Origin of the sequence: Bradyrhizobium denitrificans, assembly GCF_013179005.1 — a bacterium.
GTDB classification, from domain to species: domain Bacteria; phylum Pseudomonadota; class Alphaproteobacteria; order Rhizobiales; family Xanthobacteraceae; genus Bradyrhizobium; species Bradyrhizobium denitrificans.
In genome coordinates this window covers 198,993-211,437 of the sequence record NZ_JABFDP010000008.1, presented here as the reverse complement: position 1 = coordinate 211,437, position 12,445 = coordinate 198,993, and the positions used below count along the sequence as shown (strand labels likewise).

12 protein-coding genes are annotated in these 12,445 nt (G+C 64.5%); all 12 read left to right on the top strand.

The annotated features are described in order from the left end of the window. Positions 1 to 8: 8 nt before the first annotated feature. A complete protein-coding gene (gene nuoH / locus HL671_RS10925) occupies positions 9 to 1,079 on the top strand; it encodes an NADH-quinone oxidoreductase subunit NuoH (protein WP_012044580.1) in 1,071 nt (356 codons plus the stop codon). A 7-nt stretch (positions 1,080 to 1,086) separates the two neighbouring features. After that, positions 1,087 to 1,575, top strand: a complete 489-nt coding sequence (gene nuoI / locus HL671_RS10920; RefSeq protein ID WP_172236400.1) for an NADH-quinone oxidoreductase subunit NuoI — start codon at positions 1,087 to 1,089, stop codon at positions 1,573 to 1,575. Between the two features lie 9 nt (positions 1,576 to 1,584). Then, complete coding sequence (locus tag HL671_RS10915) at positions 1,585 to 2,223, top strand: NADH-quinone oxidoreductase subunit J (RefSeq protein ID WP_012044578.1); 639 nt, start codon at positions 1,585 to 1,587, stop codon at positions 2,221 to 2,223. Continuing rightward, positions 2,220 to 2,528 (top strand): NADH-quinone oxidoreductase subunit NuoK, encoded by a 309-nt coding sequence (gene nuoK / locus HL671_RS10910; RefSeq protein ID WP_006611001.1) that lies wholly within the window; start codon positions 2,220 to 2,222, stop codon positions 2,526 to 2,528. Before HL671_RS10915 ends, nuoK begins: the two co-directional genes overlap by 4 nt. A gap of 65 nt (positions 2,529 to 2,593) precedes the next feature. Then, positions 2,594 to 4,681, top strand: a complete 2,088-nt coding sequence (gene nuoL, locus HL671_RS10905) for an NADH-quinone oxidoreductase subunit L (RefSeq protein ID WP_172236399.1) — start codon at positions 2,594 to 2,596, stop codon at positions 4,679 to 4,681. Continuing rightward, entirely contained in the window at positions 4,678 to 6,186 is a 1,509-nt protein-coding gene (locus HL671_RS10900; protein ID WP_012044576.1) for an NADH-quinone oxidoreductase subunit M, read from the top strand. The genes nuoL and HL671_RS10900 overlap by 4 nt, the downstream gene beginning before the upstream one ends. Before the next feature lie 29 nt (positions 6,187 to 6,215). Further along, positions 6,216 to 7,643: an NADH-quinone oxidoreductase subunit NuoN gene (nuoN, locus tag HL671_RS10895; RefSeq protein WP_172236398.1), complete on the top strand. Its 1,428-nt coding sequence runs from the start codon at positions 6,216 to 6,218 to the stop codon at positions 7,641 to 7,643. Continuing rightward, positions 7,644 to 8,453, top strand: coding sequence for a biotin--[acetyl-CoA-carboxylase] ligase (locus HL671_RS10890; protein WP_172236397.1), 810 nt, complete (start codon positions 7,644 to 7,646; stop codon positions 8,451 to 8,453). It begins immediately after the preceding gene. Further along, positions 8,454 to 10,124, top strand: coding sequence for a ribonuclease J (locus HL671_RS10885; RefSeq protein WP_012044573.1), 1,671 nt, complete (start codon positions 8,454 to 8,456; stop codon positions 10,122 to 10,124). A gap of 46 nt (positions 10,125 to 10,170) precedes the next feature. After that, positions 10,171 to 10,575, top strand: coding sequence for a methylmalonyl-CoA epimerase (mce, locus tag HL671_RS10880; protein ID WP_012044572.1), 405 nt, complete (start codon positions 10,171 to 10,173; stop codon positions 10,573 to 10,575). A 12-nt stretch (positions 10,576 to 10,587) separates the two neighbouring features. Beyond that, entirely contained in the window at positions 10,588 to 10,863 is a 276-nt protein-coding gene (locus tag HL671_RS10875; protein ID WP_172236396.1) for a DUF1467 family protein, read from the top strand. Between the two features lie 100 nt (positions 10,864 to 10,963). Further along, entirely contained in the window at positions 10,964 to 12,265 is a 1,302-nt protein-coding gene (mtnK, locus tag HL671_RS10870) for an S-methyl-5-thioribose kinase (RefSeq protein WP_172236395.1), read from the top strand. Positions 12,266 to 12,445 lie beyond the last annotated feature (180 nt).

Genomic DNA, 12,445 nt, shown 5'->3' with positions numbered 1-12,445 from the left:
GTGACCTGATGGCTGATTTCTTTGCGAGCTCATTCTGGACCGGCTTCCTCTGGCCGCTGATCGTCATGATCGCGCAGAGCGTGCTGCTCCTCGTCGTCCTCCTGGTCGCGATCGCCTATATCCTGCTGGCGGACCGCAAGATCTGGGCCGCGGTGCAGATCCGCCGGGGACCCAACGTGGTCGGGCCCTGGGGCCTGTTCCAGTCGTTCGCCGACCTCCTGAAGTTCGTGCTCAAGGAGCCGATCATCCCGGCGGGCGCCAACAAGGGCGTGTTCCTGCTGGCGCCGCTGGTGTCCTGCGTGCTGGCGCTGGCGGCCTGGGCGGTGATTCCGACCAATCTCGGCTGGGCGATCGCCGACATCAATGTCGGCATCCTCTTCATCTTCGCGATCTCGTCGCTGTCGATCTACGGCATCATCATGGCCGGCTGGTCGTCGAACTCGAAATATCCGTTCCTGGCGGCGCTGCGCTCGGCGGCGCAGATGGTGTCCTACGAAGTCTCGATCGGCTTCGTCATCATCACCGTGCTGCTCTGCGCCGGCACCTTGAACCTCTCGGCTGTGGTCGAGGCGCAGCATGCCCGCGGTCTCGCCAGCCTGATCGGCCTGCCGCAGCTGACGATCCTGAACTGGTACGTCTGGCCGCTGTTCCCGATGTTCGTGGTGTTCTACGTCTCGGCGCTGGCCGAGACCAACCGTCCGCCGTTCGACCTCGTGGAGGCGGAATCCGAGCTCGTGGCCGGCTTCATGGTGGAATACGGCTCGACGCCCTATCTGCTGTTCATGCTCGGCGAATATGTCGCCATCACCACGATGTGCGCGCTGGCGACGATCCTGTTCCTCGGCGGCTGGCTGCCGCCGATCGACCTGCCGCCGTTCAACTGGGTGCCCGGCGTCATCTGGTTCGCACTCAAGCTGTTCTTCATGTTCTTCCTGATCGCGATGGCGAAAGCGATCGTGCCGCGCTACCGCTACGACCAGTTGATGCGACTCGGTTGGAAAGTGTTCCTGCCGCTGTCGCTGGTCATGGTGGTGATCGTCGCGGGCGTGCTGCACTTCGCCGGCATCGCGCCGAAATGAGGCTGTCATGAACATTTCCGCCACTGCACGGTCGCTGCTGCTGTCCGAGTTCGTCTCCGCGTTCTTCCTCGCGATGCGCTACTTCTTCCAGCCGAAGCCGACCCTGAACTATCCGTTCGAGAAGGGCCCGATCTCGCCGCGTTTCCGCGGCGAGCATGCGCTGCGCCGCTATTCCAATGGCGAGGAACGCTGCATCGCCTGCAAGCTGTGCGAGGCGGTCTGCCCGGCGCAGGCGATCACCATCGAGGCCGGTCCGCGTCGCAATGACGGCACCCGCCGCACGGTGCGCTACGACATCGACATGGTGAAGTGCATCTATTGCGGCCTTTGCCAGGAAGCCTGCCCGGTCGACGCCATCGTCGAGGGACCGAACTTCGAGTTCGCGACCGAGACCCGCGAGGAGCTGTATTATGACAAGGCCAAGCTGCTGGCGAACGGCGACCGCTGGGAGCGCGAGATCTCCAAAGCCATCGCGCTCGACGCGCCGTACCGCTGAGGCCGTCCGATGATCCTTCCTGCGCTCTTCTTCTATCTGTTCGCGGCGGTCTGCGTGGCCTCGGCCGTGATGGTGATCGTCTCCAAGAACCCCGTTCACTCGGTGCTCTATCTGATCCTCGCTTTCGTCAACGCCTCCGGCCTGTTCGTGCTGATGGGCGCCGAGTTCCTGGCGATGATCCTGGTCGTCGTCTATGTCGGAGCGGTCGCGGTGCTATTCCTGTTCGTGATCATGATGCTCGACGTCGACTTCACCGAGCTGCGCGAGGGCTTCCTGCAATACATGCCGATCGGCCTGGTGATCGGCGGCATCTTCCTGTTCGAGCTGCTGCTGACGGTGTCCTACTGGGTCATCAACCCGACGACGCCGAAGGCGATCACGGCGGCGATCCCGACCAACGTCACCAACACCGAGGCGCTCGGCCTCGTGCTCTATACGAAGTACATCCATTACTTCCAGCTGTCGGGCATGATCCTGCTGGTCGCGATGATCGGCGCCATCGTGCTGACGCTCCGCCACAAGGTCAGCGTCAAGCGCCAGGACATCAACGTCCAGAACGCCCGTACGCCGGAGATGGCAATGGCGGTGCGCAAGGTCGCGGTCGGACAGGGGCTGCAGGATACGGACGCCGCGGAGTGGGTGAAATGACCATCGGACTGGGACACTATCTGGCTGTGGCGGCCATGCTGTTCACGCTCGGCATCCTCGGCATCTTCCTGAACCGCAAGAACATCATCGTCATCCTGATGTCGGTCGAGCTGATCCTGCTCGCGGTCAACATCAACCTGGTGGCGTTCTCGACCTTCCTCGGCGACATCGTCGGCCAAGTGTTCGCGCTGTTGGTGCTGACGGTGGCCGCGGCGGAAGCCGCGATCGGTCTTGCCGTGCTGGTGGTCTACTTCCGCAACCGCGGCTCGATCGCGGTCGAAGACGTCAATCTGATGAAGGGCTAAGGGCGCATGATCCTGATGAGTGGGGGCCGGTTCGCCGGCAAGGTCATGCGTAAAGGAACAGGCGAATGATCCAGGCCATTGTCTTTCTGCCGCTGCTGGGCGCGATCCTGGCCGGCCTGATTGCGCTGTTCGGGGCGCATGCGCGCCATCCGAGCGGCGATACGGTCGAGCATCATCACGACGACGGTCATCATCACGCCGCCGACGCCCATGCCCATGACGATCACGGCCATGATGATCACGGTCATGGCGGTCACGACGACCATCACGTCGCCGAGCCGCCGGCCGCCGGCACTTGGGCCGCGCAGGCGATCACGACCGCACTGTTGTTCGTCTCGGCCGGGCTGTCCTGGGCGATGCTTGTGAGCGTCGGCTTCTTGCACCACGAGGCCGGGGTGAAGGAGCTGCTGCCTTGGATCAATTCGGGCGAGCTGCAGGTGTCGTGGGCGCTGCGCGTCGACACGCTCACGGCGGTGATGCTGGTGGTTGTGACCAGCGTGTCCTCGCTCGTGCACCTCTATTCGATCGGCTACATGGACGAGGATCCGAACCGTCCGCGCTTCTTCGCCTATCTCTCGCTGTTCACCTTCGCGATGCTGATGCTGGTGACCGCGAACAATTTGGTGCAGCTGTTCTTCGGCTGGGAGGGCGTCGGTCTGGCGAGCTACCTGCTGATCGGCTTCTGGTTCCAGAAGCCCTCAGCCAATGCGGCCGCGATCAAGGCGTTCGTCGTCAACCGCGTCGGTGACTTCGGTTTCGCGCTCGGCATCTTCGCGGTGTTCCTACTGGCGAAATCGACCGATTTCGAGACCATCTTCGCGGCCGCGCCGAGCTTCGCGGGCAAGACAATCAACTTCCTCGGCTGGCATGCCGACGCGCTGACCCTGACCTGCCTCTTGCTGTTCATGGGCGCGATGGGCAAGTCGGCGCAGTTCCTGCTGCACACCTGGCTGCCGGACGCGATGGAGGGTCCGACCCCGGTCTCGGCGCTGATCCATGCTGCGACCATGGTGACCGCCGGCGTGTTCATGGTGGCGCGCCTGTCGCCGCTGTTCGAGCTGGCGCCGAACGCGCAGGCCGTGGTGATGTTCTTCGGTGCGACCACGGCATTCTTCGCGGCGACCGTCGGCCTGGTGCAGAACGACATCAAGCGCATCGTCGCCTACTCGACCTGCTCGCAGCTCGGCTACATGTTCGTGGCGATGGGAGCAGGGGCCTATTCGGTCGGCATGTTCCATCTGTTCACGCACGCCTTCTTCAAGGCGTTGCTGTTCTTGGGCGCGGGCTCGGTCATCTATGCGATGCATCACGAGCAGGACATCCGCAACATGGGCGGCCTGTGGAAGAAGATCCCGTATACGTTTGCGGTGATGACGATCGGCACCCTGGCGCTGACGGGCTTCCCGGGCTTCGCCGGCTTCTTCTCGAAGGACGCGATCATCGAGGCCGCCTACGCCTCGCATAATCCGTTCGCGACCTACGCCTACTTCCTCACCATCGTCGCCGCCGGCCTGACCTCGTTCTACTCCTGGCGTCTGGTGTTCAAGACCTTCTTCGGCACGCCGCACGACCAGCATCATTACGAGGCCGCGCATGAGAGCCCGATCTGGATGCTGATCCCGATCGGCGTGCTCGCGGCGGGCTCCATCCTCGCGGGCTTCCCGTTCAAGGGCCTGTTCGCCGATCCGCATGGCGTCGAGCACTTCTTCGGCGAGTCGCTGAAGATGAACCCGCACATCCTGGAGGACATGGAGCACATGCCGTTCTGGCTGGGCCAGCTGCCCTTCATCATGATGGTGCTCGGCTTCGCGGTGTCCTACTTCTTCTATGTCAGCCGTCCGGACATCCCGGAGGAGCTGGCCGCGCAGCAGCCGCTGCTCTACAAGTTCCTGCTCAACAAATGGTACTTCGACGAGCTGTATGACTTTATCTTCGTTCGTCCGGCGAAGTGGCTCGGCCGCTTCCTCTGGAAGAAGGGCGATGGTTTCGTCATCGACGGGTTCGGTCCCGATGGCGTCTCGGCGCGGGTGCTCGACGTCACGCGCAACGTCGTCAAGATCCAGACCGGTTATCTCTATCACTATGCCTTTGCCATGCTGATCGGCGTCGCCGGCCTGATCACCTGGTTCATGTTCATGGGGGGCCAGCAATGACCACCTGGCCAATTCTCTCCGTCGTCACCTTCCTGCCGATCGTCGGCGCGCTGCTGATCTATCTGGTGCGCGGCGACGACGAGGCCGCAAGGCGCAATGCGCGCTGGATCGCGCTGTGGACCACGCTGATCACCTTCGCGGTGTCGGTGCTCCTGGTGCTGCGCTTCGATCCCAACCAGACCGACTTCCAGTTCGTCGAGAAATCGAACTGGCTGGCGGCCGGCATCAGCTATCACATGGGCGTCGACGGCATCTCGCTGCCGTTCGTGATCCTGACCACCGCCTTGATGCCGTTCTGCATCGTGGCGAGCTGGAAGTCGGTCACCAACCGCCTGCGCGAATACATGATGGCGTTCCTGATCCTGGAAACGCTCATGGTCGGCACCTTCTCGGCGCTCGACCTCGTGCTGTTCTATCTGTTCTTCGAGGGCGGTCTGATCCCGATGTTCCTGATCATCGGCGTCTGGGGCGGTCCGCGCCGGGTCTACGCGTCCTTCAAGTTCTTCCTCTACACGCTGCTCGGCTCGGTGCTGATGCTGCTGGCCATCATGGCGCTGTATTGGAACGCCGGCACGACCGACATTCCGACCCTGATGCATACGGCGGTGCCGCGGTCGTTGCAGACCTGGGCCTGGCTGGCCTTCTTCGCCTCCTTCGCGGTGAAGATGCCGATGTGGCCGGTTCACACCTGGCTGCCGGACGCCCACGTCGAGGCGCCGACGGCCGGCTCGGTGATCCTGGCCGCGATCCTCTTGAAGATGGGCGGCTACGGCTTCCTGCGCTTCTCGCTGCCGATGTTCCCGCTGGCGTCGCACGATTTCGCGCCGCTGGTGTGGACGCTCTCGGCGATCGCGATCATCTACACCTCGCTGGTCGCGCTGATGCAGGAGGATATCAAGAAGCTGATCGCCTACTCGTCGGTGGCGCATATGGGCTTCGTGACCATGGGCATCTTCGCCGGCACCATGCAGGGCGTCGCCGGCGGCGTGTTCCAGATGATCTCGCACGGCATCGTCTCGGGGGCGCTGTTCCTCTGCGTCGGTGTGGTCTACGACCGCATGCACACCCGCGAGATCGCGGCCTATGGCGGCCTCGTCAACCGGATGCCGATCTACGCGCTGGTGTTCATGGTGTTCACCATGGCCAATGTCGGTCTGCCCGGCACCTCCGGCTTCGTCGGCGAGTTCATGACCCTGCTCGGCACCTTCAAGGTGTCGATCCCGACTGCCTTCTTCGCGACCTTCGGCGTGATCCTGTCGGCGGGCTACGCGCTGTGGCTGTATCGCAAGGTGGTGTTCGGTGCGCTGACCAAGCCGTCGCTCGCCAGCATCAAGGACCTCACCTTGCGCGAGGGCGTGATCCTGTTTCCGCTGGTGGCGCTGACCATCCTGTTCGGCGTGTATCCGAAGCCGATCCTCGACATGTCGGCGGCGTCGGTGCAGCAGCTCGTCAACAACTACAATACCGCCGTGACGGCCGTGAAGGCCGCCGCGCTGCTCCAATGATGAGACCTTAGGGGGTCGGGACAAAGACGATGATCGAGAATCTTGGGCCTCAGCTTTGGGTGGTGCTGCCGGAGCTGCTGCTGGCTTTGGGGGCCATGGCGCTGTTGATGCTGGGCGCGTTTCGCGGGCAGGGGACGACGGGGATCGTCACCGGCCTTGCGGTCGTGCTCCTGATCGTGGTCGGCATCCTGGTGCTCAGGCAGCCCGGCGGCCAGGCTTTCGGCGGCAGCTTCATCGCTGACAGCTACGCGCGCTTCCTGAAGATCCTGGCGATCATCGGCTCGGTCGCCACCTTGGTGATGTCGGCGGAATTCCTGTCGTCGCCCGACCGCCGCATCTTCGAATACGCGATCCTGGTGCTGCTCTCGACGCTCGGCATGCTCGTGCTGATCTCGGCCGGCGACCTGATCACGCTCTATCTCGGCCTCGAGCTGATGTCGCTTGCGCTCTATGTCGTCGCCGCCAGCCATCGCGACAACGTCAAGTCGACCGAAGCCGGCCTGAAATATTTCGTGCTCGGCGCGCTGTCCTCCGGCATGCTGCTGTACGGCGCCTCGCTGATCTACGGCTTCACCGGAACGGTCAGCTTTGCCGGCATTGCGGCGGCGGCCAAGACCGGCAGCGTCGGAATCATCTTCGGCCTCGTCTTCCTGTTCGCCGGCCTGTGCTTCAAGGTGTCGGCGGTGCCGTTCCACATGTGGACGCCGGACGTCTATGAAGGCGCGCCGACCCCGGTCACGGCGTTCTTTGCCTCGGCGCCGAAGGTTGCGGCGCTCGCGGTGTTTGCCCGCGTCGCGCTGACCGCGTTCCCCGGCATCACCTTCCAGTGGCAGCAGATCATCGTGTTCGTCTCGATCGCCTCGATGGCGCTCGGCTCGTTCGCGGCGATCGGGCAGACCAACATCAAGCGCCTGATGGCCTATTCCTCGATCGGCCATATGGGCTTTGCGCTGGTCGGCCTTGCCGCCGGCACGGTCGAAGGCGCACAGGGCGTACTGACCTATATCGCGATCTATGTCGCGATGACGCTCGGCTCGTTCGCCGTGATCATGGCGATCAAGCGCAATGGCCAGTCGTTCGAGAAGATCAGCGACTTTGCCGGCCTGTCCCGAACCAATCCGCTGCTCGCCTTCTTCTTCGCGATGCTGTTGTTCTCGCTGGCCGGCATCCCGCCGCTCGCGGGCTTCTTCGCCAAATGGTACGTCTTCGTCGCCGCGATCAAGGCCGGGCTGTTCGCGCTGTCCGTGATCGGCGTGCTCACCAGCGTGGTCGGCGCCTACTACTATTTGCTGATCGTCAAGACGATGTATTTCGACGAGCCGCTCGCCACGCTCGATCCGGTCCGTGTCGAGCTGCGTACCGTGCTCGCGATCTCCGGCATCTTCAACATCCTGTTCTTCGCCTATCCCGGCCCGCTGGTCAGCGCCGCCGCGGCCGCGGCGAAGTCGCTGTTCTAGATGCCCTTTGCTCTGGGGGCCCGTGCCGCTGCCCGCGGCTACGGGCTCGTCGTCTTCGATCAGGCCGGCTCGACCAATATCGAGGCCTTGGCCTCTGCACGGCAAGGCGCCAGGGCGCCGTGCTGGTTCGTCACCACGGAGCAGACGGCCGGACGCGGCCGCCGCCAGCGGCCTTGGGTTGCGCCGCGCGGCAATCTGGCGTCGTCCGTCCTTGAAGTGCTGAATGTCGCGCCGGTCGTCGCCGCGACCCTCGGCTTCGCCGCCTGCCTGGCGATCGAGAACGCGCTGCGGCAGGTGAGCCGCGAGGCTGTGCTGCGATCCGGCGGCAGCTCGGCGCTCGATTTTGCGGTGAAATGGCCGAATGACGTGCTCGCCGGTGGGCGCAAGATCGTCGGCATGCTGCTCGAGGCGGAGCAGGTCGCCGGCGGGCTCGCGGTCGTCGCGGGCATCGGAACCAACGTCGTGGCGGCGCCGACCGATACCCCGACACCGGCGGTCTCGCTGCGCGATCTAGGCGTCGAGGTCAGCGCTGAGGATCTGTTCTCGGCGCTGTCCGAGTCCTGGGTGGAATATTTCGGCATCTGGAACGAGGGGCGGGGCTTTGCTGATATCCGCCGGCTCTGGCTGGAACGCGCGGCCGGGCTCGGCCAGCCCGTCGCCATCAGGTCCGGACATGCTATCATCGAGGGAATTTTCGACACGATCGATGAACAGGGTTGTATGCTGGTGCGGACCGCGGAGGGACGATTGGAGCCGATCACGGCCGGTGATGTTCATTTCGGCTCGGTCGCATCCAAAGGAGCGGTCTAGATGGCGCGTCCCGACGAACTGACATTTGCTCCGCTTGGCGGGGTCGGCGAGATCGGCATGAATCTGTCGATCTACGGCCTCGGCAACCGCCACCAGCGCTCCTGGCTCGCGATCGATCTCGGCGTCTCCTTCGGCGACGAGGAGCATCTGCCGGGCATCGACCTGATCATGCCCGACGTGGCGTTTCTCGAGAAGGAGCGCAACAATCTGGTCGGGCTGGTTCTGACGCACGCCCATGAGGACCATTTCGGCGCCATCATCGATCTGTGGCCGCGGCTGAAATGCCCGATCTACGCGACCAAGTTCAGCGCGGCGTTGTTCGAGGCGAAGTGCGAAGCCGAGCGGCTGCCGGCCAAGATCCCGGTGACGGTGATCCCCTCGGGCGGCCGGGTCGATATCGGCCCGTTCAACGTCGAGTTCATCCCAGTTGCGCATTCGATTCCGGAATCGCATGCGCTCGCCATCCACACCGAGGTCGGCACCGTCCTGCACACCGGCGACTGGAAGATCGATCCGACGCCGGTGCTGGGCGCGCCGACTGACGAGAAGCGGCTGCGCGAGCTCGGCGATGCCGGGCTGCTGGCGTTGATCGGTGACTCCACCAACGCCGTCCGCGAGGGACGCTCGCCGTCCGAGGCCGAAGTCGCCAAGACCATCGCGATGCTGGTGAAGGAAGCCAAGGGCCGCGTCGCGGTCACCACCTTCGCCTCCAATGTCGCGCGCATCCGTGCCGTCGCTGACGCCGCACGCGAGGCCGAGCGCGAGGTCGTCATCGTCGGCCGCGCCATGGAACGCGTCGTCCAGGTCGCGCGCGAGACCGGCTATCTCGACGGCGTGCAGAATTTCCGCGGCATGGATCTGTACGGTCATTTCCCGGCCGACAAGGTGCTCGCGCTGTGCACCGGCAGCCAGGGCGAGGCGCGCGCGGCGCTGGCGCGCATCGCCAATGACGACCATCCGCTGGTGACCTTGAACAAGGGCGACACCGTCATCTTCTCCTCGCGCACCATTCCCGGCAATGAGAAGGCGGTCGGCGCCGTCATCAACGGGCTGGTGCAGCAGGGCATCGAGATCATCACCGACCGCAACCATCTCGTCCACGTCTCCGGCCATCCGCGCCGCGACGAGCTGCGCGACATGATCGCCTGGACGCGGCCGCAGCTCCTGATTCCCGTTCATGGCGAGGCGCTGCATCTGCACGAGCACGCGCGGCTGGCGCGCGCCTGCGGCGTGCCGAAAGTGATCACCTGCCGCAATGGCGACCTCGTCAAGCTTGGTCCGGGCGAGCCCGGGATCATCGACGAGCTGCCGGCGGGCCGTCTCTACAAGGACGGCAGCATCGTCGAGGACGCGAAATCGCGTGCCGTGGTCGAGCGTCGCAAGATGGCGTTTGCCGGTTGCATCTTCGTGGCGCTGGCGATCACCGAGAAGGGCGAACTGGCGGACGATCCCGAAGTCGACATGGTCGGCATCCCCGAGAAGAACGCGGCCGGCGAGGAGATGGACGACATCGTGTTCGACGCCGTGGTCTCGACCTTCGAAGGCCTGCCGCGGGCGCGGCGGCGCGATCCGGATGCGGCGGCGGAATCGGTGCGGCGGGCGGTGCGCGCCGCGGTCAACGAGCAATGGGGCAAGAAGCCGATCTGCCTCGTTCACGTCCTGGAAGTCTGACGCGAGCCGGTCAACGGCCGCGCGAAATGAAATGGGGAGGGATGCAATGCTGGGCCGTCTCAATCACGTCGCCATCGCGGTCAAGGACGCCGAGAAGGCCGCCAAGATCTATGGCGCGGCGTTCGGTGCCGAGATCTCGTCAGCCGTGCCGCTGCCGGAGCACGGCGTGATCACCGTGTTCGTGACCTTGCCGAACACCAAGATCGAGTTCATCCAGCCGCTCGGCGAGGCCTCGCCGATCGCCAAATTCCTCGAGCGCAATGCGGACGGCGGCATCCACCATGTCTGCTACGAGGTGGCCGACATCATCGCCTCGCGCGACACGCTGATCAAGGAAGGCGCGCGCGTGCTCGGCGACGGCCAGCCCAAGATCGGCGCCCATGGCAAGCCGGTGCTGTTCCTGCATCCCAAGGATTTTTCCGGCGCGCTCGTTGAAATCGAACAGGCCTGAGGCAGCCCGGTCATGGCCTATACGATCTCGACCTGGCTTGCGATCTACTTCGTGCTGTGGTGGGTGACGCTGTTCGTCATCCTGCCGTTCGGCGTGCGCAGCCAGCACGAGACCGGGGGCGCCTCGCCGGGAACCGATCCGGGCGCGCCGACCATCAGCCTGATGGGCAAGCGCCTGATCTGGACGACGCTGCTGTCGGCCGGGATCTTTGCGTTCGCGCTCGCGGCCTATCAGGCCGGCTATTTCAGCATCGAGCGGCTGTCGAAGCTGATGGGGCTGCCGTTCTAGGCCGCTTGCGGCGCACAACATTCTTCCGAAGCCGATGCGCGGACGCGCGTCGGCTTTTTTGCTATAGGAGGTCAAAACAAGCGCGACAGGGAGGTTGTGCGTGACGACACCGGCCGAGGCCCGCCAGGGGACGCCATCGGGCTATCGCATTCTGAACGAAACGGATCTGCGCGACTACCTCGCGGGCATTGCGGCGGTCGCGGCGCAACTTGGCGGACCGGCCGATCGCTGGTCGATCACCGAGGTCGGCGACGGCAATCTCAACCTCGTCTTCATCGTCAAGGGGACGTCCGGCGGTCTCGCGGTCAAGCAGGCGCTGCCTTACGTGCGCCTGGTCGGTGAGAGCTGGCCGCTGCCGCTGTCGCGTGCGCATTTTGAGCATCTGGCGCTGACCCATCAGGGCCGGCTGGCGCCCGGACTGGTGCCGGCCATCATTCATCATGATCCGGCGCTGGCGCTCACCGCGATGGAGCTGCTCGAGCCCCATATCATCATGCGAAAGGGGCTGGTGGCCGGCGCGATCTATCCGGCCTTCGTCGATCACATCACGACGTTCATGGCGCGGACGCTGTTCTTTTCGTCCGACCTTGCGCTGTCGGCGGCAGCAAAGAAGGAGGCGATCGCGAGCTTTGCCGGCAATCATGCGCTCTGCAAGATCACCGAGGACCTGATCTTCACCGATCCCTATCGCAGCGCCGAGCAGAACCGCTGGACCTCGCCTTGGCTCGATGCGACCGCGGCTGACATCCGCGCCGATCTCGATCTTCATGTCGCCGTCTCCAGGCTGAAACTGCAGTTCCTGTCGCGCGCCGAGGCGCTGATCCATGGCGATCTGCACACGGGCTCGATCATGGTCACGGAGACCGAGACAAAGGTGATCGATCCCGAATTCGCGTTCTACGGCCCGATGGGGTTTGACGTCGGCGCGGTGCTCGCGAACCTGCTGATGGCGTATTTTGCCTCCGTAGGACACGAGAGGTCACCGGGCGAGCGGGAGGCGTTCGAGAGCTGGGTGCTGAGCACGGTCGATCAGGTGTGGAGCGGATTCGCAGGCAAATTCCTGGAGCTCTGGCGCAGCGAGTCGACTGGCGATGCCTATCCGCTGTCGCTGTTTCCCGGCGAGGCCGGCGCGGCACGGCTGGAAGCCGAGCGTCAGGCCTATATGGCGAGGCTGTTCCAGGATGCGGTCGGATTCACGGCCGCCAAGATCATCCGGCGCATCCTGGGGCTTGCGCACAACATCGATTTCGAGCTGATCGCCGACGAGAGGCGACGCGCAAGCTGCGAGGCGCGGGCGCTCCGGTTGGCACGAACGCTGATGGTCGAGACGGCCTCGTTCACGACGATCGAGGCGGTGACGCGTGCCGCGCGCGAGCTGCGCCAGTGGCAGCCGGCGTTTTGATGGGCTCGGCAAATCCCGTCATTGCGAGGAGCAAAGCGACGAAGCAATCCAGAGTCTTCGTATGGCTCTGGATTGCTTCGCTTCGCTCGCAATGACGGAAACAGATGCGTAGACAGATGCGTAGGGTGGGCAAAGCAGCCGCCGCAGGCGGCAGCGTGCCCACCGTCGGTCGGCGCGCTT

What these genes read in the sequence shown, in the direction of transcription:
- HL671_RS10875 (WP_172236396.1), top strand. Translation starts at nt 10,588, where the DNA reads ATGGCCTATACGATCTCGACCTGGCTTGCGATCTACTTCGTGCTGTGG.
- HL671_RS10890 (WP_172236397.1), top strand. Translation starts at nt 7,644, where the DNA reads ATGCCCTTTGCTCTGGGGGCCCGTGCCGCTGCCCGCGGCTACGGGCTC.
- mce (WP_012044572.1), top strand. Translation starts at nt 10,171, where the DNA reads ATGCTGGGCCGTCTCAATCACGTCGCCATCGCGGTCAAGGACGCCGAG.
- nuoH (WP_012044580.1), top strand. Translation starts at nt 9, where the DNA reads ATGGCTGATTTCTTTGCGAGCTCATTCTGGACCGGCTTCCTCTGGCCG.
- nuoK (WP_006611001.1), top strand. Translation starts at nt 2,220, where the DNA reads ATGACCATCGGACTGGGACACTATCTGGCTGTGGCGGCCATGCTGTTC.
- HL671_RS10900 (WP_012044576.1), top strand. Translation starts at nt 4,678, where the DNA reads ATGACCACCTGGCCAATTCTCTCCGTCGTCACCTTCCTGCCGATCGTC.
- HL671_RS10885 (WP_012044573.1), top strand. Translation starts at nt 8,454, where the DNA reads ATGGCGCGTCCCGACGAACTGACATTTGCTCCGCTTGGCGGGGTCGGC.
- nuoI (WP_172236400.1), top strand. Translation starts at nt 1,087, where the DNA reads ATGAACATTTCCGCCACTGCACGGTCGCTGCTGCTGTCCGAGTTCGTC.
- nuoN (WP_172236398.1), top strand. Translation starts at nt 6,216, where the DNA reads ATGATCGAGAATCTTGGGCCTCAGCTTTGGGTGGTGCTGCCGGAGCTG.
- nuoL (WP_172236399.1), top strand. Translation starts at nt 2,594, where the DNA reads ATGATCCAGGCCATTGTCTTTCTGCCGCTGCTGGGCGCGATCCTGGCC.
- HL671_RS10915 (WP_012044578.1), top strand. Translation starts at nt 1,585, where the DNA reads ATGATCCTTCCTGCGCTCTTCTTCTATCTGTTCGCGGCGGTCTGCGTG.